Annotated in this window: 22 protein-coding genes; 7 read left to right on the forward strand and 15 right to left on the reverse strand. The window is 46.5% G+C overall.

What is annotated here, in order from left to right; genetic code table 11:
* Window positions 1-15 precede the first annotated feature (15 nt).
* A complete protein-coding gene (locus H1A11_RS10385; RefSeq protein WP_035448955.1) occupies window positions 16-903 on the reverse strand; it encodes a LysR family transcriptional regulator in 888 nt (295 codons plus the stop codon).
* A gap of 14 nt (window positions 904-917) precedes the next feature.
* The gene (locus H1A11_RS10390; protein WP_119961298.1) at window positions 918-1,514 is read right to left on the reverse strand and encodes a DUF6621 family protein; all 597 of its coding nucleotides are present in this window, start codon (window positions 1,512-1,514) and stop codon (window positions 918-920) included.
* Between the two features lie 543 nt (window positions 1,515-2,057).
* Between H1A11_RS10390 and clpB the strand changes: the two genes are divergently transcribed.
* Window positions 2,058-4,652 carry an ATP-dependent chaperone ClpB gene (gene clpB, locus H1A11_RS10395; protein ID WP_117601639.1) on the forward strand — a complete coding sequence of 865 codons (2,595 nt, stop codon included), beginning with the start codon at window positions 2,058-2,060 and terminating at the stop codon, window positions 4,650-4,652.
* Between the two features lie 86 nt (window positions 4,653-4,738).
* Here clpB and H1A11_RS10400 read toward each other — a convergent pair whose 3' ends face one another.
* The 5 genes from H1A11_RS10400 to nusB all read right to left on the reverse strand — a co-directional run bounded on the left by H1A11_RS10400 (window position 4,739) and on the right by nusB (window position 8,209).
* The gene (locus tag H1A11_RS10400) at window positions 4,739-5,170 is read right to left on the reverse strand and encodes a DUF5606 domain-containing protein (protein ID WP_005831788.1); all 432 of its coding nucleotides are present in this window, start codon (window positions 5,168-5,170) and stop codon (window positions 4,739-4,741) included.
* 108 nt (window positions 5,171-5,278) lie between these two features.
* The gene (coaE, locus tag H1A11_RS10405; RefSeq protein WP_119961299.1) at window positions 5,279-5,887 is read right to left on the reverse strand and encodes a dephospho-CoA kinase; all 609 of its coding nucleotides are present in this window, start codon (window positions 5,885-5,887) and stop codon (window positions 5,279-5,281) included.
* Complete coding sequence (locus H1A11_RS10410) at window positions 5,877-6,893, reverse strand: YbbR-like domain-containing protein (protein WP_119961300.1); 1,017 nt, start codon at window positions 6,891-6,893, stop codon at window positions 5,877-5,879. Before H1A11_RS10410 ends, coaE begins: the two co-directional genes overlap by 11 nt.
* 15 nt (window positions 6,894-6,908) lie before the next feature.
* Window positions 6,909-7,244, reverse strand: a complete 336-nt coding sequence (gene yajC / locus H1A11_RS10415) for a preprotein translocase subunit YajC (RefSeq protein ID WP_009038121.1) — start codon at window positions 7,242-7,244, stop codon at window positions 6,909-6,911.
* 38 nt (window positions 7,245-7,282) lie between these two features.
* Window positions 7,283-8,209: a transcription antitermination factor NusB gene (gene nusB / locus H1A11_RS10420; RefSeq protein ID WP_117601642.1), complete on the reverse strand. Its 927-nt coding sequence runs from the start codon at window positions 8,207-8,209 to the stop codon at window positions 7,283-7,285.
* Between the two features lie 219 nt (window positions 8,210-8,428).
* On the opposite strand from nusB, the gene H1A11_RS10425 reads away from it, so the two are divergent.
* The 5 genes from H1A11_RS10425 (at window position 8,429) to H1A11_RS10445 (ending at window position 11,709) form a co-directional block, all read left to right on the forward strand.
* Window positions 8,429-8,836 carry a PUR family DNA/RNA-binding protein gene (locus H1A11_RS10425; RefSeq protein WP_117601643.1) on the forward strand — a complete coding sequence of 136 codons (408 nt, stop codon included), beginning with the start codon at window positions 8,429-8,431 and terminating at the stop codon, window positions 8,834-8,836.
* A gap of 138 nt (window positions 8,837-8,974) precedes the next feature.
* Window positions 8,975-9,565, forward strand: coding sequence for a 50S ribosomal protein L25/general stress protein Ctc (locus H1A11_RS10430; protein ID WP_117601644.1), 591 nt, complete (start codon window positions 8,975-8,977; stop codon window positions 9,563-9,565).
* 162 nt (window positions 9,566-9,727) lie between these two features.
* Window positions 9,728-10,291, forward strand: a complete 564-nt coding sequence (gene pth / locus H1A11_RS10435) for an aminoacyl-tRNA hydrolase (protein ID WP_117601645.1) — start codon at window positions 9,728-9,730, stop codon at window positions 10,289-10,291.
* Entirely contained in the window at window positions 10,288-10,707 is a 420-nt protein-coding gene (locus H1A11_RS10440) for an RNA-binding S4 domain-containing protein (RefSeq protein WP_117601646.1), read from the forward strand. The genes pth and H1A11_RS10440 overlap by 4 nt, the downstream gene beginning before the upstream one ends.
* A 15-nt stretch (window positions 10,708-10,722) precedes the next feature.
* On the forward strand, window positions 10,723-11,709 hold the full coding sequence (locus tag H1A11_RS10445; protein WP_117601647.1) for a Gfo/Idh/MocA family protein: 987 nt from the start codon (window positions 10,723-10,725) through the stop codon (window positions 11,707-11,709).
* Between the two features lie 21 nt (window positions 11,710-11,730).
* Here H1A11_RS10445 and H1A11_RS10450 read toward each other — a convergent pair whose 3' ends face one another.
* From H1A11_RS10450 to H1A11_RS10475, 6 genes are all read right to left on the reverse strand, one after another.
* Complete coding sequence (locus H1A11_RS10450) at window positions 11,731-14,001, reverse strand: cation:proton antiporter (RefSeq protein WP_117601648.1); 2,271 nt, start codon at window positions 13,999-14,001, stop codon at window positions 11,731-11,733.
* Between the two features lie 85 nt (window positions 14,002-14,086).
* The gene (gene hisB, locus H1A11_RS10455; protein ID WP_138345611.1) at window positions 14,087-15,238 is read right to left on the reverse strand and encodes a bifunctional histidinol-phosphatase/imidazoleglycerol-phosphate dehydratase HisB; all 1,152 of its coding nucleotides are present in this window, start codon (window positions 15,236-15,238) and stop codon (window positions 14,087-14,089) included.
* A 13-nt stretch (window positions 15,239-15,251) separates the two neighbouring features.
* Window positions 15,252-16,295: a histidinol-phosphate transaminase gene (gene hisC, locus H1A11_RS10460; protein WP_119961302.1), complete on the reverse strand. Its 1,044-nt coding sequence runs from the start codon at window positions 16,293-16,295 to the stop codon at window positions 15,252-15,254.
* 66 nt (window positions 16,296-16,361) lie between these two features.
* Window positions 16,362-17,660: a histidinol dehydrogenase gene (hisD, locus tag H1A11_RS10465; protein ID WP_119961303.1), complete on the reverse strand. Its 1,299-nt coding sequence runs from the start codon at window positions 17,658-17,660 to the stop codon at window positions 16,362-16,364.
* A gap of 61 nt (window positions 17,661-17,721) precedes the next feature.
* Complete coding sequence (gene hisG, locus H1A11_RS10470; RefSeq protein ID WP_044467625.1) at window positions 17,722-18,573, reverse strand: ATP phosphoribosyltransferase; 852 nt, start codon at window positions 18,571-18,573, stop codon at window positions 17,722-17,724.
* Window positions 18,574-18,928: 355 nt separating this feature from the next.
* Window positions 18,929-19,420, reverse strand: a complete 492-nt coding sequence (locus H1A11_RS10475; RefSeq protein WP_016272848.1) for a PaaI family thioesterase — start codon at window positions 19,418-19,420, stop codon at window positions 18,929-18,931.
* A gap of 162 nt (window positions 19,421-19,582) precedes the next feature.
* Here H1A11_RS10475 and H1A11_RS10480 point away from each other — a divergent pair, with 162 nt between their 5' ends.
* Complete coding sequence (locus H1A11_RS10480) at window positions 19,583-20,686, forward strand: DUF4421 domain-containing protein (protein WP_370528660.1); 1,104 nt, start codon at window positions 19,583-19,585, stop codon at window positions 20,684-20,686.
* A 27-nt stretch (window positions 20,687-20,713) separates the two neighbouring features.
* Here H1A11_RS10480 and H1A11_RS10485 read toward each other — a convergent pair whose 3' ends face one another.
* Window positions 20,714-21,376, reverse strand: a complete 663-nt coding sequence (locus H1A11_RS10485; protein WP_117601652.1) for a DUF2490 domain-containing protein — start codon at window positions 21,374-21,376, stop codon at window positions 20,714-20,716.
* Between the two features lie 224 nt (window positions 21,377-21,600).
* Complete coding sequence (locus H1A11_RS10490) at window positions 21,601-22,260, reverse strand: CatA-like O-acetyltransferase (RefSeq protein WP_117601618.1); 660 nt, start codon at window positions 22,258-22,260, stop codon at window positions 21,601-21,603.

The following is a 22,260-nucleotide window of genomic DNA, read 5'->3' on the forward strand; positions in this document are numbered from 1 at the left end:
GACTATAACTTATTGTTATCGGGACATAAACATATAGTTCATAAAGGCTTGTGACAACCCTCCTTCCTGCCCTTGCAACTGGACAAAGCAGAAGTCGCGAAGCATGGGCATATCCTTTATCTCGACCACGCGGAAAGTGCCTGCCGCCAGTTCCTTGCAGATGGAACGGATAGACACGATTCCCATGCAATCGGAGTTTTCAAGAAAGAGCTTGATGCTTTCGGTACTACCCAGATACATCAGTACATGGAGTGAGGAAAGCTTGACACCGTGCTTCTGGAGTGAGCGTTCTATCACGTCCAGCGTACCAGAACCACGTTCACGAAGCACTAAAGGAATAGCGGGCAAATCCTGGGGAGTAATCTCTTCGGGCAATTGTAAACGGCTTTTGGAATGGACTACCGCTACCAGTTCATCCTCAAGAAAAGTAGTATACTTCAGATTGGGAAGGCGGAAAACCCCTTCCACCAATCCCAAGTCAATGCGGTGTTCCTGCAAAGCGGCTTCTATTTCCCGGGAATTTCCATTGAGCAAGGACAAGTTGACCTGCGGAAACTTGCCGATAAAACTGCCCAGCAACGGAGGAAGCACATACTGCGCAATGGTAGTGCTGGCTCCCAACTTGAGTTCTCCAATATATTCGTTATGTAACAAGTGCATTTCATATTCCAGCCGTTTATAGTCCTCCAATATCCGTTCGCAATGCTCCAAAAGCAGCCGGCCCGACTCGGTCAGACTGATTTTACTTCCCTGCCGGTCGAAAAGCCTCGTCTGGTAAGTGGCCTCCAGCTCCTGGATATGCTTGGTTATAGCCGGCTGACTAACAAACAACTCTTGCGAAGCCTTTGTAAAACTCAAGTTCTTGGCAACAGACTGAAACACTTTTAAACGGAAATCACTCATATACTTCTTATATCCTATAACTCGTCAGACTTGATGCCGAAAGCATGCGCCAAAGAATAAAACACCGGCTCCAGGCGGCAATACACCGGGCTCAGAGGTTCCTCCGTAATGAAATACACAGCTTTGCCCCGTTCTTCTTCATTCTTGTCTTTGAAGAAACCCGCCAGCTTTTCCTCCACTCCATTACCATATACCTGATGGAAAGGCAACAACATCAAACACTTCACATCTGCAGAATCAAGCGCCAGGTTCATCAGGTCAAGAAACAACTCTTCGGTAGAGACTAAACCAGAAGAGGTGACGGAAGAAAATGTAAATTCGCCCAGTGGCGTACGGCATGCCTGGTGATTCAGTCTATTCACATCGGATGGTTCACAACACTTCAGCACGTCCGCTGCAGGAGTATGCACCAACAACACTTCTACCTCATTTTCTTGTTCTCTCAAGCCGGCATCCAATGCCAGATAGCTCAACCATGCCGGCAGGTCAACATCGGGTAGCTTCCTTCCCAACTTACCTTCCAAAAAGTTCTTTGCACCATATACCACTTCATTCAGAAATGCAACATCTATCAATATCACATTTGCCGGAAACTTTATCTTATCCTCCATTATCTCCTATCTTAATACATAATTATACATAATGCTCCTCTGCAAGCGGAGCTCCGAAAACCTACCACACAGAAAGCACAAAACTTTGAAGCAGTAAAAGTACGACAAATTTATCAATAACTTGTATCATCCCAAGCAATTAATCTATATCTCCGAAGCGGAAAGAGAATATCCTTCCCCCACAACACGGAAACCTTGGAGCTGGAACACGAAGACTTAGCTACTAAAACATATAGCCCCTCACTACATAAGATGTGCATCTCGTACTACATGAGATGTACACCTCGTACTACATGAGATGCACATCTCATGCATGACATCCTTATTTGCCCTTCTCTTTAACCAATAGAGTTTAATACGAAAAGGAACTTTGCTCCAACTTCTTATCTAAAGAAGTAGAAAGAAACAAAACGACTGATTTACAGACAATTTGTCATTTTACATACTTTATATGCAGACAATTTGTCCGAAATGTGCCAATGGCAAATCTTTTGCGCCTTCCCAAGTGTTATGAAACTGATAAAATAGAAAGGAGAACAAAATATGAACTTTAACAACTTTACCATTAAAGCGCAAGAAGCAGTGCAGGAGGCTGTGAACCTGGTACAAAGCCGTGGACAGCAGGCCATCGAGCCCGTGCATGTACTTCAAAGCGTGATGAAAGTAGGTGAAAATGTCACCAACTTCATCTTCCAGAAACTGGGCATGAACGGTCAGCAGATAGCACTTGTACTGGACAAGCAAATTGATTCTCTGCCCAAGGTATCCGGCGGAGAGCCATACCTGAGCCGTGAAACGAACGAAGTGTTCCAGAAGGCCACCCAATATTCCAAGGAAATGGGTGATGAATTCGTCTCCCTGGAACCGGTACTGCTGGCTTTGCTGAATGTGAAAAGCACTGCATCCACCATTCTGAAAGATGCCGGGATGACGGAACGCGAACTGCGGGAAGCCATCAACGAACTGCGAAAAGGAGAAAAAGTAACTTCACAATCCAGCGAAGACACTTACCAGTCATTGGAAAAGTACGCTATCAATCTGAACGAAGCAGCCCGCAGCGGCAAACTGGATCCCGTCATCGGCCGTGACGAAGAGATACGGCGTGTCCTGCAGATTCTGAGCCGGCGTACCAAGAACAACCCGATTCTTATCGGTGAACCGGGTACTGGTAAAACAGCTATCGTAGAGGGACTTGCCCACCGTATCTTGCGTGGAGACGTCCCCGAGAACTTGAAGAACAAACAAGTCTACTCCCTGGATATGGGTGCACTGGTGGCGGGCGCTAAATACAAAGGCGAATTTGAAGAACGCCTGAAGGCCGTTATCAACGAAGTGAAGAAGTCCGAAGGAGACATCATCCTCTTCATTGATGAAATCCACACCCTGGTGGGTGCAGGCAAGGGCGAAGGCGCCATGGATGCCGCCAACATCCTGAAACCCGCCCTGGCACGCGGTGAACTGAGGAGCATCGGGGCCACTACCCTCGATGAATATCAGAAGTATTTCGAAAAGGACAAAGCGTTGGAGCGCCGCTTCCAGATTGTCATGGTGAACGAACCGGACACGCTGAGCACCATCTCCATTCTGCGTGGTCTGAAGGAACGTTATGAGAACCATCACCATGTACGGATTAAAGACGATGCCATCATCGCCGCCGTAGAGTTGAGCAACCGCTACATCACCGACCGTTTCTTACCGGACAAGGCTATCGACTTGATGGACGAAGCCGCTGCCAAGCTACGTATGGAAGTCGATTCCGTTCCGGAAGAACTGGACGAAATCTCGCGTAAGATAAAGCAGCTGGAGATTGAACGCGAGGCCATCAAGCGCGAAAACGACAAGCCCAAGCTGGAACAAATCGGCAAAGAACTTGCCGAGCTGAAGGAGCAGGAAAACTCGTACAAGGCGAAATGGCAAAGTGAAAAGACCCTTGTCAACAAAATCCAGCAGAATAAGGTGGAAATAGAGAACCTGAAGTTCGAGGCCGACAAGGCGGAACGGGAAGGCGACTATGGCCGGGTGGCCGAAATCCGTTACGGCAAACTGCAAGCGCTGAACCAGGAGATTGAAGAAACTCAGCAAAAACTGCACGAAATGCAGGGCGACAAGGCCATGATTAAAGAGGAAGTGGACGCTGAAGACATTGCCGACGTAGTATCCCGCTGGACCGGCATACCGGTAAGCAAGATGCTGCAAAGCGAAAAGGACAAACTGTTGCATCTGGAAGCGGAACTGCACCAGCGGGTTATCGGGCAGGACGAAGCCATCGAGGCCGTATCCGATGCCGTACGCCGCAGCCGTGCCGGACTGCAAGACCCGAAACGTCCTATCGGCTCATTCCTTTTCCTGGGAACCACCGGTGTAGGTAAGACGGAATTGGCAAAGGCACTGGCGGAGTTCCTCTTTGACGACGAGACGATGATGACCCGTATCGACATGAGCGAGTATCAGGAGAAACACAGCGTTTCCCGTCTGGTAGGAGCGCCTCCGGGATATGTGGGCTACGATGAAGGCGGACAACTGACAGAAGCCGTAAGGCGGAAACCGTATTCTGTCGTCCTGTTCGACGAAATCGAGAAAGCGCATCCGGACGTATTCAACATCTTGCTGCAAGTGCTGGATGACGGACGTCTGACAGACAATAAAGGACGTACGGTCAACTTCAAGAATACGATTATCATCATGACCTCCAACATGGGCAGCGGCTATATCCAAAGCCAGATGGAGAAGCTCAACAGTAGCAATAAGGAGCAAATCGTAGAGGAAACCAAGAAGGAAGTGATGAATATGCTGAAAAAGACCATCCGCCCGGAATTCTTGAACCGTATCGACGAAACCATCATGTTCCTGCCACTGACAGAGCCCGAAATCAAACAGATTGTAATGCTCCAAATCAAGAGTGTGCAGAAGATGCTTTCCGGTAACGGTGTGGAACTTGTTCTGACAAATGCCGCCATAGACTTCCTTGCCAATGCAGGTTATGACCCTGAATTCGGCGCCCGTCCGGTGAAACGTGCCATACAGCACTATTTGCTGAACGATTTGTCGAAGAAGTTGCTGTCCCAGGAAGTAGACCGCAGCAAGCCTATTACAGTGGATGCCAATACCACTGACGACGGACTGGTTTTCAGAAATTAAAAGCAATCCGTATCCCCCCAATAAAAGAGGCGATTCCCGACTATTGAGAATCGCCTCTTTTATTTTGTATTTCAATCCTTCTCCGATTACTCGGCCTTGCTTTCCTCCTTCGTTTCTGCCGCAGGAGTTTCTTCAAAATCCGTCATACCGCTTGCCACCAGCAAATTATACCAAACAATCAATTTCTTGATGTCGGACGGATATACGCGGTCGCGATCGAAGGTAGGCAATACCTCTGCCAGGTAAGCACGCAAATCGTCGGCAGTAGCCTTCTTTAAGTCCATCACTACGGCAGCGCCGTTTTCCTTTTTCTTCATGGAAAGAAGCACTTCCTTCAAAGGAACATCTTCCGTATCTGTATACATGGCGATATCGCCCAAAGAAGTAATCTTCTCATTACCATAGGCAGGAAAACGCTTCTTGTCTGCAAGCGACTCTACAATCAACATATTTTTTCCCTGAGAAACAAGCTTATACAATCCCGGTTTACCGGAAATGGACAAAATAGTCTTCAACATAATATATTCTGTTTTGATGATTAGTAGTTATTTTTTCGGGAGGCAAAGATAATGTAAGCCGAAGACAATACAAAATAAGCTTGCTTATTTTTATTGTTAAGAAGATGCCTATTTTCGTAACAGATAGTGCATTTTTTCAGATAGCGAACCGATTAGCTCTAAAACTTGCGGAATCAATGGAGTTTCGCCATCATTTACAATGACAAAATCTGCATATTTACGCTTTTCTTCGTCATCCATCTGGCTACGGATACGCTTTTCTATCAATTCGCGCGAGGAAGCATCCCGCCAGACGGCACGTGAAATACGCACCTCTTCGGGCGCATAGACCATAACAATAGCATCTACTTCACCTGCAAACCCCGCTTCAACCAAAATGGCCGATTCTATACCGACAATGGAAGAAGCGGCGCGACATTGTGTCCACCGCCTGAAATCCTCCTTTACACGAGGATGCACAATACCGTTGATTTTTTGGGCATGCTCCGGACTGCCAAAAAGATAAGACGCCAACAAAGGCTTGTTCAGTGTACCACCGGCATACACTTCCGCACCAAGCAAGGCAGACAATTCCTCGCGGATAAATGAATCGGATACCATCAGCTTTTTCGTTTCCAAGTCCGAGATATAGACGGGAACACCCAGCACTTCCAACAGTCTGGATACCATACTCTTTCCGCTACCGATACCACCGGTTATACCTATCTTAATCGCCATAATCAGGAGAAATTTGCTCTATCAAAAAATCCACCTGTGCCGGATTGAAGCGCACCTGGCTCACCCCTTTCGGCAGATTCTTGATCTTTACCGTATACTTGTCGGAACCCAGACGAAGCAGTTCCTCATAAGACACGTAAATATGAAAATCATCAGCGTTAATCTGCCTGAAATGACTCAGACCAACCTGAAACGTGACCTGCACCTTAGAAGGGAAAGCGCGCAGCACCTTGTCGGCAGGAAAGTTAACGCCACGCAACGGCACCTCCACTGTCTTTTCTGTATAAATATCCACCGGAAGCATCATCTCAATGGAAGAAGGCACAAACTTCACACCTTTCTGAACACGCAGGGGGATTTGCTGTCTCAAGGTATCCGATATATCTTCCAGCTTCACCGGTTGCGTATAGGCAACAGTAATCGTATCCAGCACGCCTTGCGGCGCATACACCAATACGGAATCGGGACTGAATATCGTATCCGAAAGATAATACTCACGTCCGGCACTCAGCGTGCCGCGCAGCTTCACCGGCACCAGTTTGGAGGCTCCCGTCGAATAGATGTACTCCAATGTATCCGGCTTCATGGAAAGCAGGCGGGTAGAAGCATTCAGCTGGTTCAGCACTTTCTTTTCAAACTGCGGGGGATATATCCTTACTTGATTATCCACACCCGTATAATCGGCATAATCGAGAATAACAGGATAGAAGCTCTTTCCCAACATATAGTTGAGCAGTACCGTTCCCTTATCCTTTACCTTGATGCGGAGTTCTGAAACAGGTTCAGAAGTAATCACCACATTATTGGGTACTCCCTTCAGCCGCACCGGTATAGAGAAGTCCGCCTCATAGTCGTTGTTCAAGGTCTGCAAGAGCCAGAAGCCACCGGCCACAAAGAAGAAAAACAAAAAAATGAAGAACTCTCTGCTTTTATCGCTAAGCAGAAAGTCCTTCACTTCTCTTGATATCTTCAGATATGTACGTTGTATGTTCCTACGTTCAAACATAGGCTCACATTTCTATTATTTAGATGCCTGACTGCTATTCGCATCAGCAGCTGCAGCAAAAATAGAATTCTTGTCTATACGAATCTTAACGTTGGAAGCGATTTCAAGCACCACATCATTGTCGTTGATTTCCTTGATAACACCATGGATGCCACCGGCTGTGATTACTTTCTGATTCACTTGAAGCGATTTACGGAAGTTTGCGATTTCCTTTTGCTTCTTGTTTTGAGGACGAATCATAAAGAAATACATAATAACGAACATGGCTATCAGCATAATCCACATCATGCTACCACCACCAGCAGGCCCTGCAACAGGAGCTTGCAGGAAGAATACAGTCATTAAGTTCATAAATACTCAGTTTTGGTTTCTATTATTAAACAAAGGTATTAGTTTTTCGTTAACTTACCTTCTTTTTTTAATTGATTAACTATTCCGTCCAATGTACCGTTCACGAAGCTGCCGCTTTTGACCGTGCTGTAAACTTTGGCAATATCGACATATTCGTTTAACGAAACACTCACCGGAATGTTCGGGAAACTCAATATTTCGGCCAATGCACACTGCATGATTACAACATCCATAAAGGCTACACGGTCCAAGTCCCAATTACGCGTATTCTCACTGATGAGATGACGGTAATAGTCACAGTTCAAGATGGCACGGCGGAACAAACGGCGTGCAAATTCCTGGTCTTCCTCATCCTTAAACTCTGGTAAAAGCTCCTGGTTGGCACCATTCTTCTCTTCGAAGCGCTTGATGGTTTTCAGCACGAAAGTATCCACAATCTCCTTGTCGTCGTTCCAGTAAAGGCTCTGGTCTTCGAGCACACTGTCCAAGGCTTCGTTGTTGAAAACAAAAGTCTTATACAGTTTTCTCCACAATTCACGATCATATTCGTAAGAATCGTCCGAAGAAGCCATATATTCCTTATATATATCTGATTCCACAATTTTCTCATACAATCCCTTGACGAAGTCTTCATCATTGGCCCACGTGCGCTTTTGGTTGGCGATGAATTCCGTCAATTGTTTGTTCACTTCCAACTGGGCTATAAACTTGTTTTCCACAAATTTCATGTTGGGATACAGCTCCTCGGCAGTGGGAGCCAGCTTAGCTTTTGCCGCATCAATACGTTTTTGTGCGTAGTTCGTCAAAGCTATCATCAGCATCAGCAGGTAGTTGTAGAGGTCGTATGCCTTTGAAAGGCTAAAGAATAATTCTTTCTCCGCTGAGTCTAAATTTTTACTGCCATTCTGATAATAAGCATATACAATCTGTATAATCTTAAGACGAATAAGAACTCTGTTGATCATAATTCTAAAGTAAATACTAGTGTTTTAACAAGGCGCAAAAGTAGGCATTTTTAATGAGTTTACATAAATAAATCACATTTTTTAATGCAGATATTGATTATCCGGTCTTTTTCTTTTGACAGTTTAAAAAAAATCGTCAATTTTGAGCCCGATAAAGAGCTAAAAGCTACGAGATACAAGTTTTAAGGTGATAATATCAAAATTGAGACCTATTATAATATGGAAGACTTTAAGAAGAAAAACGCAGCGGACATGAACGACAAGGAGATTGTATTCTCCCAATCCATCAAAGCAGGTAAGCGCATCTACTATTTAGACGTCAAGAAAAACAGAAAAGACGAAATGTTTCTCGCCATTACGGAAAGCAAGAAAATCGTGATGGGCGAGGGTGACGACTCGCAGGTAAGTTTCGAAAAGCACAAAATCTTTCTATACAAAGAAGATTTTGAAAAGTTCATGAACGGACTCCAGCAGGCCATCGGCTTCATCCAGGAGCAACAGGGTTTCCACACAAGACATACCGCTGACGACGAGGCTGAAACTCCCGAAACACACAAAGAAGAAGTACCACAAGAGGAAAAAGCTTGCCCCCTGGACGGAGAAATCAAAATAGACATTGAATTTTAAGTTATAACCTTTTGATAATTCAAAAAGAAGCTGTATTTTTGCACCGCTTTTTTGCAACATCGTGTGGTAAACCACATCGTGTGATGGTGAATTAAGCAAAAAATTTACTTAATTTAGAGTAACACAATTTTTTTAGAAATGAAATCAATTGAAGTAAAAGGAACTGCAAGAACTATTGCAGAACGTTCTTCGGAACAAGCAAGAGCTTTGAAAGCTATTCGTAAAAACAACGGTGTACCTTGCGTACTTTATGGTGCAGGTGAAAATGTTCACTTCACTGTACCTGCAGAAGGTCTGCGCAATTTGGTTTATACTCCGCACATCTACGTAGTTGACTTGGTGATTGATGGCAAGAAAGTAAACGCTATCATGAAAGATATCCAATTCCACCCCGTAAAGGATACCATCCTACACGTTGACTTCTATCAAATTGACGAGGCTAAGCCTATCGTTATGGAAGTTCCGGTACAGATGGAAGGTTTGGCAGAAGGTGTTAAGGCTGGTGGTAAGCTGGTACTCCAGATGCGTAAACTGAAAGTAAGAGCTTTGTATAACGTAATTCCTGAAAGACTGACTATCAACGTTACTCACTTGGGACTTGGTAAGACTGTTAAAGTTGGCGAATTGCAATACGAAGGATTGGAATTGCTGAATGCCAAAGAAGCTGTTGTATGCGCCGTTAAGCTGACTCGTGCTGCAAGAGGTGCCGCTGCTGCTGCAGGCAACTAATCAATTCTTTCCAAGAAAGACTAAATATTGGGGAACGCGGATTAACGCAGCCAACGCAGATTTCATACTGATTTCCGCGGAAAGTTGCGATAATCCGCGTTCTTTTTCTTACTGCTCTTTCTCCTCTGAAAGGAGAAAGAGAATAGACTTGAAGCACTGACAATGAAATATTTAATTGTAGGATTGGGCAATATCGGCCCCGAATATCACGAAACCCGTCACAACATCGGATTCATGGTAGTAGATACTCTGGCAAAAGCAGCAGGTGCCACTTTTACCGACGGACGTTATGGCTTCACCACAACGCTGTCAGTCAAGGGACGCCAACTATTACTACTGAAGCCTTCCACCTTCATGAACCTCAGCGGTAACGCCGTACGCTACTGGATGCAAAAGGAAAACATTCCATTGGAGAATGTGTTGGTAGTGGTAGATGACCTTGCACTGCCTTTCGGTACACTGCGCCTGAAAGGTAAGGGAAGCGATGCGGGACATAACGGCCTTAAGCATATTGCAGTAACGCTGGGCACCCAGAACTATGCACGCCTGCGTTTTGGAATCGGCAATGACTTTCCCCGTGGCGGACAGATTGACTATGTGCTGGGACATTTTACCGATGAAGATTGGAAAACAATGGGCGAGAGATTGGAAACAGCCGGAGAAATCATCAAAAGTTTCTGTCTGGCGGGAATAGATATCACCATGAATCAATATAACAAGAAATGAACGAAGCCAGAATTGACAAATGGATGTGGGCTGTACGCATCTTCAAAACACGTACCATAGCTGCCGAAGCCTGCAAAAAAGGGCGCATCAGCATCAATGGCGCACTGGCAAAGGCTGCCCGTACGGTGAAACCGGGAGACGTCATCCAAGTGCGCAAGCCCCCCGTCACCTATTCCTTCAAAGTACTGCAACCCATTGAAAAGCGTGTCGGCGCAAAGTTAGTAGCTGAAATGATGGAGAATGTAACGGCTCCGGAACAGTATGAACTGCTGGAAATGAGCCGTGTCAGCGGTTTCGTCAACCGTGCCAAAGGTACTGGACGGCCAACGAAAAAAGACCGCCGGAGCCTGGAAGAATTTACAGAACCGGAATTTCTGGATGATTTCGACTTTGAATTCGATTTCGAGGAAGAGTAAAATAAGGGAAAGATTATGAGCGAGAGAATAATTAAATGGGGATTCATCGGTTGCGGAGAAGTGACCAAATACAAAAGCGGACCGGCATTTCAGAAAATAGAGAACTCCGAAGTTGTGGCCGTCATGAGTCGAAATGGTGACAAGGCCAAGACCTACGCCAAGGAAAGAGGGATTCCCAAATGGTACGACGATGCCCAGGAGTTGATTGACGACGAAGAGGTGAACGCCGTGTACATTGCCACTCCTCCTTCTTCACATGCTACGTACGCCATCATGTCCATGAAGGCAGGTAAACCGGTCTACATAGAGAAGCCGATGGCTGTTACCTACGAAGAGTGCTGCCGCATCAACCGCATTTCCAAAGAAACGGGTGTTCCATGTTTTGTTGCGTATTACCGCCGCTATCTGCCCTACTTCCTAAAGGTAAAGTCACTGGTAGAGGAAGGACATATTGGCAACATCATCAACATTCAAATCCGATTCGCCCAGCCTCCCCGCGACCTCGACCATAACAAGGAAAACCTACCGTGGCGCGTGCAACCGGATATTGCCGGTGGAGGATACTTCTATGACCTTGCACCCCACCAGATAGATTTGTTGCAGGAAATCTTCGGATGTATCCTTGAAGCCAGCGGCTACAAGAGCAACCGTGGCGGACTATATCCAGCCGAGGACACCCTAAGCGCATGTTTCCAGTTTGACAGCGGACTGGTGGGCAGCGGCTCCTGGTGTTTCGTCGCCCACGAATCTGCCCGCGAAGATCGTATAGAAATCATTGGAGACAAAGGCATGATTTGTTTCTCCGTGTTCACCTATGACCCCATTGCGCTGCACACAGAAAGAGGGCGTGAGGAAATCATTGTTGAAAATCCCACTTACGTCCAGCAACCGCTTATCCAGGCAGTGGTAGACCACCTGCTAGGCAAGTCAATCTGCAGCTGTGACGGTGAAAGCGCCACTCTTACCAACTGGGTAATGGACAAAATACTGAACAAACTCTGATTAGCGTTCATGGGGTAAATCTTACCCCATGTCGAAACCTTCGCATTTTCGGCCGACCAGTTTGTACACATCGACACTCTCGCCTACAATCCATACCACATCTCCCTCTACAAAAGGTTCATGCGGGTCGGGAGCATGCAAGGTCTCCCCTCCCCGCTCCACACCGGCAATCAGACAGTGATATTTCTCGCGTATCCCTGCTTCTTTCAAGGTCTTGTTCAGGAAAGGAGACTGCCCGTCCACACAGAATTGGCGTAGAATCATTTCACTCTTCTCTATCACATCCGCATTCATGGCAGACACCTTATCCATCTCCTGACCGAAAATGCTCAATTCCTCATCCGTAGCAATTACTTGTATCTTGTCCTGCGGAAAAAGACGGACAGACGCTCCAGGAATATTAATCCGTTTCTTGCCCCGAAGGATAGAGACCACATGGATACCGTATTTCTTTCCAAAATTCAGCTCTGCCAATGTCCTGCCTGCCCATTCCGATTCGCCGGGAATCTCAAAATCTGTCAGGTGCAAGTCGCGTGACAGCAGACGCCCCGCATACTCCGGTTTCTTCTCTCCCATATACTCGGCACGCATGTCGCGGTACCGCAGATTCTGGAAGAATGTCCTTTCTATCATTATGGACTGCTTCTTCAACTGACGGGAAAGTATCATTAAAGTCACCAGCAACACCGCCACCCCAAATACCAGTCCCACAGACATCTTGAATAAACCGGCTATAACGAACATGACAAACGAAACACCCAACAGCAGGCGCAATACAATGGTAGCCACTAACGGCGCCCGATTTCCACGGTTATCCTTCCATAAAGTCACAAACTCTTCCGAGTGATTCTTTTTAATCATGATAGCACGCAGAAACGGAGCTATACACAGAATGATGATAAAGGCAGCCAACAAAGAGCCCCATACCCCGGGCAGACTGTCGTGCACGAAAGGCACCAGAAAACGGAACGCCAAAGCTATCACCGCCACGCAAATGATGGAATATACAACCGTAATCCTGACCAGTGCAAATATCAGTTTCTTCCACAGACTTTCATGGTTCATGGTCTGCGAACCTGAAGCATAGCGGGTCAAGAACTTTCTCCATTTTTCCGGCAAATGCGTATCCACAAGATTGGAAGCGGGCTCTGCCAAACGAATCATATAAGGAGTAAGGAAAGTAGTGATGACAGACACCGCCACCACAATAGGATACAAAAAATGGCTGGTGACATGCAGCGACACGCCCAGCGAAGCTATAATAAAAGCAAACTCACCGATTTGCGTCAGACTGAAACCGCACTGCATGGCCGTCTTCAGCGGTTGCCCCGCCAGCAGCACCCCCAGCGTCCCGAAGAGGGATTGTCCGAAAATGACCGCCAAAGTAATCACGACAATAGGTCCCGCATACTCCACAATCATAGCCGGGTCTACCATCATGCCGACCGATACGAAAAAGATGGCGCCAAACAAGTCCTTGACCGGCTTCACCAGGCGCTCTATGCTCTCCGCCTCTACCGTTTCGGCGAGAATGGAGCCCATGATAAATGCACCGAAAGCAGCCGAAAATCCCGTATGCGCAGCCATCACCACCATACCGAAACAGAGTCCAAGAGAGACTATCAGCAAAGTTTCCTCGCTCATCAACTTCCGGCACCGCTTCAGCAATCCGGGGATGAGGTAAATACCCACCACGAACCAAAGTATCAGGAAGAACAGCAGTTTGGCAATACTCTCCAGCATCTCCGTACCCTCAAAGTTATGGCTGACTGCCATCGTGGAGAGCATCACCATCAATACGATGGCAAGAATATCCTCCAGAATAAGCACACTGAGCACCAGACCCGTGAACTGCTTCTTGCGCATCCCCAAATCATCAAACGCCTTATAGATAATGGTGGTGGACGACATGGCAATCATACCGCCCAGAAATATGCAGTCCATCCGTTTCCAGCCGAAACCGGTACCTACCGCCACACCCAACAATATCATACAAAAGATGATGGTACACGCAGCAATAATCGCTGCCCCTCCCACCTTCACAATCTTCTTGAAGCTGAATTCCAATCCCAGTGCAAACAACAGGAAGATAACACCTATATCCGCCCAGGTCTGTATATTAGCCGTATCCATCACCGACGGTGTATAAGCCATGTGAGGGCTGGCAAGGAATCCTGCAACTACATATCCTAATACCAATGGTTGCTTCAACTTCTTAAAAAGCAGGGTCATAATCCCCGCACAAATCAATATCAGAGCTAAATCAGCTATAAGGGGAGCCAAGTGTGACATAATTCTTCGTCTGTATACCTTTTTGTTGACAAAGATAGTGAAAAGTTTAATAAGATGGAGGAACAATTCATCCTCTATTTCCTTTTTACAACACTCCTTTCGAGCTTGGCAGCCCAAAGTGATAAATATCCCTCTTCACCGCCATCTTCAGCGCACGTGCCAGCGCCTTGAAGATGCCCTCTATCTTATGATGTTCGTTCTGTCCTTCGGCTTTTACATTGAGATTCATCCGGGCAGCATCGCTCAAGGATTTAAAGAAGTGCAGGAACATTTCCGTAGGCATGTCTCCTACCTTCTCGCGCTTGAACTCGGTATCCCATACAAGCCACGGACGTCCGCCAAAATCGAGACACACCTGGCAAAGACAATCGTCCATAGGAAGAGCATAGCCGTAGCGTTCAATGCCTCGTTTGCTTCCTAAGGCTTGATAAAGGCAGTCGCCCAGGGCAAGGGCAGTATCTTCGATGGTGTGATGCTCGTCCACTTCAAGGTCACCTTTCACATGGATGGTAAGGTCCATACCACCGTGCTTGCCTATCTGTTCCAACATGTGGTCGAAGAAGCCCAGTCCGGTCACGATGTCACAATACCCGTCGCCATCCAGATTCAAAGATACATATATATCTGTCTCCTTGGTAGTGCGACGTACTTCCGCTGTACGCTCACCGGCAAAGAGGAATTCGGCCACCTTATCCCAATCCTTGGTGGCGAGAGCGCAGTAATCTTTAAGTCCGTCACAAGCGGCACTGCCACCTTCGGAGATGGGTTTCAATAAAGCCATATCATCTTGCAGAAGAATGGCGCGGCATCCCAAATTCTTTGCCAACTCCACATCCGTAGGCCGGTCACCGATGACGAAACTGTGGGACAAATCGTAGTCCGGGTTATCAAGGTATTTGGTAAGCATCCCGGTACGCGGCTTACGGGTTGGTGCATTGTCATCGGGCATGCTGCGGTCTATGCAGATGTCGTCGAAGGTGATGCCTTCGCCTTCCAATGTCTTCATCATCAGGTTGTGTGCCGGCCAAAAGGTCTCTTCTGGAAAGGAAGTTGTGCCGAGCCCGTCTTGATTGGTCACCATCACAAAATCAAAATCCAGCTTGCTGCGGATGAAGCCAAGATTACGCATCACTTTCGGATAGAACTCCAGCTTCTCCAGGGAGTCCAACTGATAATCAATCGGCGGCTCAATGACTAAAGTTCCGTCACGGTCTATAAAAAGTACTTTCTTCTTCATAAATGCTAAATGCTCAAATCGTAAGAACTTTCAACGCTTCAATCAATTTTTCATTCTCCCCTCTCGTTCCTACCGTCACCCGCAGGCAATTTCCGCAGAGTGACACGGAGTTACGGTTGCGGACAATGATACCCTTACCTACCAGATAATTGTAAATCTTCGCAGCATCCGTCACACGGGCCAGGAAGAAATTGGCATGAGAGGGGAACATCTTCACCGTACATGGCAGTGCGGCGAACTCGGCTTCCAGGTTCTCCCGCTCTTCTTTCAGGGTCTTCACCCAACGTTCTATTTCATAATAGCGGTGAAGCATTTCCACTGCCTGCTTCTGTGTCAACTGGTTCACGTTATAGGGATATTTTATTTTATTGAGGATGCCGATAATCTCCGGTGAGGCAAATGCCATACCTAGACGGATAGCAGCACATCCCCATGCTTTGGAAAAGGTTTGCAGCACAATGAGATTCGGATATTGATTCAAATTTTCAAGGAAGGAAGGTGCCTCGGAGAAGTCATTGTATGCCTCGTCCAGTATCACCAACCCATCAAACCGGCGAATCAGCGTTTCAATTTCGCTACGGAGCAGGTCATTGCCGGTAGGATTGTTGGGAGAACAGATAAAAATCAGTTTGGTATGCTCATCCGCAGCAGCCAGAAGCTTGTCGGCAGAGAACTGGAAATCCTCATCGAGCAGCACTTTGCGGTACTCCACATCATTAACGTCGGCACAGACTTGATACATGCCGTAAGTAGGGTCGATGGCCACTACATTGTCCACACGGGGTTCACAAAAAGCACGGAACACCAAATCGATAGCTTCATCACTGCCATTCCCTAAGAAGATGGAATCGGGACTCACCTTTTTAATTTTAGACAATTCAGTCTTTAACTCCCGCTGCATGGGGTCGGGATAACGGTTGTGCGGCATGTTATAAGGATTCTCGTTTGCATCGAGAAAAACGGATGCCGCAGCACCATTATATTCATCTCGTGCTGAAGAATAAGGCTTCAGACGCCAGATATTCGGACGGGTAAGTTCTTGTAATGTTTTCACCATGTTATTTATGATTTGACAATTTACGATTAAAATTACTTTAAGCCATCAACTCTCAATTTTCAACTTTCAATTTTCATTTCCATTTTCCAACTGCCCCAGTCTCACACTCACAGCATTCTTATGCGCATCCAGCTGTTCATTGGCAGCCATCAGCTCAATGGCAGGGCCGATGATATTCAATCCTTCCGGCTTTATCTCCTGAAAAGTTATCTTGCGGATAAAGCTGTCGAGGCTGACACCGCTGTATGCTTTAGCATAGCCGTTTGTCGGCAAGGTATGGTTTGTGCCCGAAGCATAATCTCCCGCACTCTCCGGAGTAAGAGAACCCAAGAATACAGAACCGACATTCACGATACGTTCTGCCACAGAAAGATAATCCTCGGTTTCTATGATAAGATGTTCGGGAGCATACGCGTTGGTCAGTTCGATGGCTTCTTCCATGCTGTCCACTACAATCAGTTTGCTATTGGCAAGAGACTTTTCGGCAATCTCTTTACGTGGCAGTAAGGCCAGTTGGCATTCCACTTCCACCTTTACAGCTTGTTGCAATTCGACAGAGGTCGTAATTAATATAGCTTGACTGTCCACTCCGTGTTCTGCCTGGCTCAATAAGTCGGCGGCGACAAAAACCGGATTAGCTGTTTCGTCAGCCAGAACTTCTACTTCCGAAGGTCCTGCCGGCATATCTATCGCCACATCACGCAAGCTCACAAGCTGTTTGGCAGCCGTGACATACTGATTTCCCGGACCGAATATCTTGTAAACTTTAGGCACACTTTCCGTTCCGTATGCCATAGCGGCAATGGCTTGTATGCCGCCAGCTTTGAAAATCCGGTTGACACCTGCCACTTTTGCGGCAAACAGCACAGCGGGATGTACCTTTCCGTCACGTCCCGGAGGGGTGCAGAGAACAATTTCCTTGCATCCGGCAATCCTGGCGGGAACGGCCAGCATCAGTACCGTAGAAAACAGCGGAGCCGTTCCTCCGGGGATATACAATCCCACCTTTTCTATAGCAACCGCTTTCTGCCAGCAGGTCACCCCCGGCCGAGTCTGCACTTTCTTGCCCTCAAAACGTTGTGCCGCGTGGAAAGTCTCAATGTTCTGCTTTGCCAGTCGAATAGCTGCTTTCAAGTCTTCACTCACCAGGTTTTCCGCTTCCTGCTGTTCCTCTTCCGACACAGCCAGCGAAGTCAGCACCACTTTATCAAATTTTTTTTCATAATCCAGTACAGCACAGTCTCCCTCCGCTTTCACACGGTCAATAACGCTCCGCACCGTATCAAACAGATTCTCCGTATTCATCACCGGACGTTTCAGAATCTCTTGCCACTGGAATTTATCGGGATTACTAATCAATATCATAATGACATGTTTTTAAAGATTTATGCATAAGCCATGATATTCTTGGAGGTGTGTCGAGGCTTTAAATTATCATTTTCTCAATCGGCAGCACCAGAATGCCTTCCGCCCCCAACGCTTTCAGCTTTCCAATTATCTCCCAGAAACATTTCTCGTCGAGTACGGTATGTACCGAGCACCAGCCTTCTTGCGCCAACGGCATCACCGTGGGGCTCTTCATGCCCGGAAGTACAGAGACAATCTCATCCAGTTTCTCTTTCGGGGCATTCATCAGCACATATTTCTTATCTTCGGCTGTCTTCACGGCATCCATACGAAACAACAGCTCCCTCAATATCTCTTGCTTTTCCTCGCTCATGTTCTTGTTGCCAATCAGTAGCGCTTCCGACTTCATCACAACCTCCACTTCCTTCAAACGGTTGCTCACCAGCGTAGAACCGGAACTTACAATATCGAAAATAGCATCTGCCAGACCGATGCCCGGCGCCACTTCTACTGACCCCGTAATGACGTGTATCTCCGCATTCACCCCATTCTCTTTCAAAAAGCCGGAAAGGATGCCCGGATAAGATGTCGCAATCTTCTTTCCATGAAACCACTTCACCCCCGGATACTCAATATCCTTCGGCATGGCAAGAGACAGACGGCACTTGCTGAATCCCAGACGCTTGATTATCTCCGCATCCTCATTCTTCTCAACAAATTCATTCTCACCCACAATGCCTATATCAGCCACTCCAGTAGCCACAGACTGCGGAATGTCGTCATCCCTCAAAAACAACACTTCAAGAGGAAAGTTTGACGACTGCACCAACAACGAACGCTTCATGGCACTTAACTTAATATCCGATTCTCCCAAAAATGACATGGTCTCGTCATAAAGACGACCTTTAGCTTGTACTGCAATTCTTAACATAAGGCTATTTACTATTTTACGATTTACTATTTTGAATGAGATGGCAGAAAACAAAACGAGGCTTACCAATATTCGGCAAGCCTCGTCATTTATGTCATTTGTTGTACATATACACTCATACGCCCACCGAGTTATTCGTCAGGATGATGATGGTGATGATGTGCAACGATATTCTTCATATTTTTTTGGTTTTAATGCGACAAAAGTAAACTAAAAGTTTGAAACTTCAAAAGATTTATCACAAAAAGTTTATTTTTTCTTTCAAATTCATCTTACTTCACCACAGATTACACAGATTTGCACAGATTATTTTTATTTCAATCTGTGCAAATCTGTGTAATCTGTGGTAAAACAATCAAATCAACGGCAATATTTCCTCCTGCTCCACTTCGCAGCTATGGAAATGCATTTCCGTTTCCGCTTTCTCTTTCGGGAAGGTGAAGTAAGTGCAGGTAGCTTCCGTACAAAGTTCTCCCATGCTATTGTACAGACGTGCTTCTATGATGGCGATATTCCGCTTTTGCTCCCGAAGTGAAGCCCGCAGCACCACATGCGTGTCGTTGGTCGATATGGATTTGCGGAACCGAGTCTCCATTTTCGATGTCACCCCGCCAGTCTGCAGCTTGCGGAACACTACCCAACCGCAGATTTCATCCAGCAATACGGACTGGATGCCTCCATGCAACGTATTCAGCCATCCCTGATACTCCGGACGCGGCTTCCAGATACTCACCACCTCGTCACCGTCCTCATAAAACTCCATTCTCACACCTGCTTCATTGTCGGGAGAGCAACCGAAACAGTTGTACCCCTCCATATCTTTCCACGGATTGATAATCTTCTTCATATCGTATTCTTCTTTTTTATCTGGCTCTGATTCATATATTCTCTCAATAAAACGTTCAATATTAGTCATTCCGATTGAAAACTACAAATTATTAATGCCTTTTTCATCGAAAAATTAGTGGGATGCTGTTCTAAACCGGTTATTTTATTTAGCTTTGTATAAATGAGAGAGAACAACAAGATGCAAAAAGGGGTCTTTTTCTGCTTATGGATACTATTTACATTCTCATTGTTTGCGCAAAACAAGGAGAACGGTTCCGTCACATGCGACAGCATCGTACATAAAAATACCTTCGTAAAAGCATTGAAGAAATTCCTCGACTTCAGTGACTTCGACACTACCTATATCAGTCCCAACCGATACAATTACGCCCTGATGCTCGACCATTTCACCAATTACGAGTATTACTCCGTGGGCAATGACGGTCAGCGGCTCCGTTTTTCGCCCAACCCGCACAACAAGATAGGCGCTTACTTCGGATGGCGTTGGATATTCCTGGGATGGGCTGTCGATACGGACTGGCTCTACGGAAAGAAAAGCAAGAAAAAGCGCGGTACGGAGTTTGATCTCAGTCTTTACAGTTCCAAACTGGGAGTCGACATTTTCTATCGCAGCACCGGAAACGACTATAAGATACACAAGGTATCCGGCTTTTCCGACGAGATTCCCTCCAATTATTCCGAAGACTTCAACGGATTGAAAGTAAAAATGAAGGGGGTGAATCTATATTACATTTTCAACAACCGACGTTTCTCCTATCCGGCTGCCTTCAGCCAGTCCACCAACCAGCGCCGCAATGCAGGTTCTTTTATTGCCGGATTCTCCGTATCCACCCACAATCTGAACTTCGACTATACCAAGCTGCCCAAAATAATTCAGAGAGCCATGAACCCGGGTATGAAGGTGAAACATATCAAATACACGAATATCAGCCTCAACGCCGGCTATGCCTACAATTGGGTGTTTGCCCGCAACTGCCTCGCATGCCTATCGTTCAATCCGGCTGTCGCCTACAAGACATCACGCATAGAGAAGACAGAAGAGCGGGAAGCGGACGACTGGTACAAGAATTTCAATATCGACTTCATTCTGCGTGCAGGTGTGGTATACAACAACAGCAAATACTTCGTGGGTACCTCATTCGTAGGACGGACATACGACTACTACAAAAACAGTTTCTCCCTGAACAACGGGTTCGGCACCCTCCAAATATATGCCGGATTCAACTTTTATCTGAAAAAGGAGTACCGGAAGAACAAAAAGTAAAAAAAGGCTTTCAGCCCTCATCTCCCCTCAAAAGCTATAAACACACTCCACCCCTACTATATCTTTCCGCTTATCCTTCTCCCACTGTCTGCAATAGAAGATGTCCGCCTCCCAGCGCTCGGACAAGGGCAACGTAATGCCTCCGCGATAACGCATCCGCTTTACTCCGAAGTGCTCTGTCCTATTCAAACCATTATACATCTCGGCCGAAGCATACGGCTCCACCTTGCACTTCGGAATGTCATATGCCACCTTCGCACGTGAGCGCAAACGCAACTCGTCCGTATGTCCATCGAACGTATGCTGAAAGCGCTCACGCAAGGACAGTTTCACCCTTTGCACACGGGCAGACAGAGTGCCTTCCAAACGGTAGCGGTGCCGGAACTTCCAGCCATCCGCCCCCCGATTGCGGTAATGCGTCTCATACCCGGCTCCAAGCTTCAGGAAAGGCAACAGCTTATAGCTTCCCCCCACCTTCAGCCCCCACCGGTCTGTCTTTCCCAAATCATCCTTTGTACGCCACTCCAGCCCACCGGAAACAGTAAGTGCCGGCTTCAACTTATATTCGAAACCGGCATTCGCCCAAGTGGCAAAATCCTTCTCCTGCGCCCGCAGGGAAAAAGACGAAACAACCCATAGAACTATCGGCAAAACAAGTACTTTCGTGCATGAAGATATATTACTTACCATACGCTTATTCTGTTAAAGTGTCAAAGGTAAGGATAAATTCTGTAACAATTCTGTAATACTACAAATCTTGTCTGCACATTTCCGATTTTTCAATGATACTTAAAAAACAGAAACCAAGATACAAAAAACAACTCAAAGTTGCCATATATGTATGGCATCATATATATTTGTAGCATGAAAAAACACCCTTATAAGCGTTTCATAGATTATTTATTTTGGGGGATTCATTTATGTGAAATCTCTTTCAAATACTCCTCCACCTTTCCGAAGAAGGAGGTCAGATGAGAACCGTCGACAAAAGCATGGTTCACATAGATGGAAAGAGGAAATACCAGACGACCTTCACGGGATACAGCCTTGCCGGCAGTCATCAACGGATAACTGCAACCGTTGCCTGCTTCGGCAAGTGTATAGGTTATCGAGGTGAAATACATTTTGGGAACTGCACTCAGATGGACCACATCGTAATCGCCTTGCCCGGCAAGAATCTTTTCGGCTCCATAAGGGTCACCGTCCTCGGGTATGTTTGTTATCAAGGCGTAAGCTTCGGCATAGAAACGCTCAAAGTCTTCGTGGTAGGGAATGCGCACGGTATAGAATGTCTTTCCGGGAACAGCTATCGGAGAAATGATGTCCACCCGGTCGTGAAAAACAACCCGGCCTTCCTTGTCGGTACGGTAACGGAGTTCATCGACTTCATTAGCCGAACGCACCACAGCATACAGATAATAAAGGAAAAAGGAGCGCTTTGCAGCCCGGGCTGCAGCACTGGCTTCCGTGCAGTCAATCTCTGTAGTGACGGAATACCAGGAATTTACAAAACTGCGGAAAAAGCCGTAGTTATCCCGACGTTCCCAAGCATCAATGTCTATAATGTGTTTCAT

Source organism: Bacteroides sp. CACC 737, assembly GCF_013874375.1.
Taxonomy (GTDB): domain Bacteria; phylum Bacteroidota; class Bacteroidia; order Bacteroidales; family Bacteroidaceae; genus Bacteroides; species Bacteroides uniformis.

Excerpts from the sequence above, each read along its gene's own strand:
- H1A11_RS10385 (WP_035448955.1), bottom strand. The coding sequence starts at position 903 with ATGAGTGATTTCCGTTTAAAAGTGTTTCAGTCTGTTGCCAAGAACTTG.
- H1A11_RS10390 (WP_119961298.1), bottom strand. The coding sequence starts at position 1,514 with ATGGAGGATAAGATAAAGTTTCCGGCAAATGTGATATTGATAGATGTT.
- clpB (WP_117601639.1), top strand. The coding sequence starts at position 2,058 with ATGAACTTTAACAACTTTACCATTAAAGCGCAAGAAGCAGTGCAGGAG.
- H1A11_RS10400 (WP_005831788.1), bottom strand. The coding sequence starts at position 5,170 with ATGTTGAAGACTATTTTGTCCATTTCCGGTAAACCGGGATTGTATAAG.
- coaE (WP_119961299.1), bottom strand. The coding sequence starts at position 5,887 with ATGGCGATTAAGATAGGTATAACCGGTGGTATCGGTAGCGGAAAGAGT.
- H1A11_RS10410 (WP_119961300.1), bottom strand. The coding sequence starts at position 6,893 with ATGTTTGAACGTAGGAACATACAACGTACATATCTGAAGATATCAAGA.
- yajC (WP_009038121.1), bottom strand. The coding sequence starts at position 7,244 with ATGAACTTAATGACTGTATTCTTCCTGCAAGCTCCTGTTGCAGGGCCT.
- nusB (WP_117601642.1), bottom strand. The coding sequence starts at position 8,209 with ATGATCAACAGAGTTCTTATTCGTCTTAAGATTATACAGATTGTATAT.
- H1A11_RS10425 (WP_117601643.1), top strand. The coding sequence starts at position 8,429 with ATGGAAGACTTTAAGAAGAAAAACGCAGCGGACATGAACGACAAGGAG.
- H1A11_RS10430 (WP_117601644.1), top strand. The coding sequence starts at position 8,975 with ATGAAATCAATTGAAGTAAAAGGAACTGCAAGAACTATTGCAGAACGT.
- pth (WP_117601645.1), top strand. The coding sequence starts at position 9,728 with ATGAAATATTTAATTGTAGGATTGGGCAATATCGGCCCCGAATATCAC.
- H1A11_RS10440 (WP_117601646.1), top strand. The coding sequence starts at position 10,288 with ATGAACGAAGCCAGAATTGACAAATGGATGTGGGCTGTACGCATCTTC.
- H1A11_RS10445 (WP_117601647.1), top strand. The coding sequence starts at position 10,723 with ATGAGCGAGAGAATAATTAAATGGGGATTCATCGGTTGCGGAGAAGTG.
- H1A11_RS10450 (WP_117601648.1), bottom strand. The coding sequence starts at position 14,001 with ATGTCACACTTGGCTCCCCTTATAGCTGATTTAGCTCTGATATTGATT.
- hisB (WP_138345611.1), bottom strand. The coding sequence starts at position 15,238 with ATGAAGAAGAAAGTACTTTTTATAGACCGTGACGGAACTTTAGTCATT.
- hisC (WP_119961302.1), bottom strand. The coding sequence starts at position 16,295 with ATGGTGAAAACATTACAAGAACTTACCCGTCCGAATATCTGGCGTCTG.
- hisD (WP_119961303.1), bottom strand. The coding sequence starts at position 17,660 with ATGATATTGATTAGTAATCCCGATAAATTCCAGTGGCAAGAGATTCTG.
- hisG (WP_044467625.1), bottom strand. The coding sequence starts at position 18,573 with ATGTTAAGAATTGCAGTACAAGCTAAAGGTCGTCTTTATGACGAGACC.
- H1A11_RS10475 (WP_016272848.1), bottom strand. The coding sequence starts at position 19,420 with ATGAAGAAGATTATCAATCCGTGGAAAGATATGGAGGGGTACAACTGT.
- H1A11_RS10480 (WP_370528660.1), top strand. The coding sequence starts at position 19,583 with ATGAGAGAGAACAACAAGATGCAAAAAGGGGTCTTTTTCTGCTTATGG.
- H1A11_RS10485 (WP_117601652.1), bottom strand. The coding sequence starts at position 21,376 with ATGGTAAGTAATATATCTTCATGCACGAAAGTACTTGTTTTGCCGATA.
- H1A11_RS10490 (WP_117601618.1), bottom strand. The coding sequence starts at position 22,260 with ATGAAACACATTATAGACATTGATGCTTGGGAACGTCGGGATAACTAC.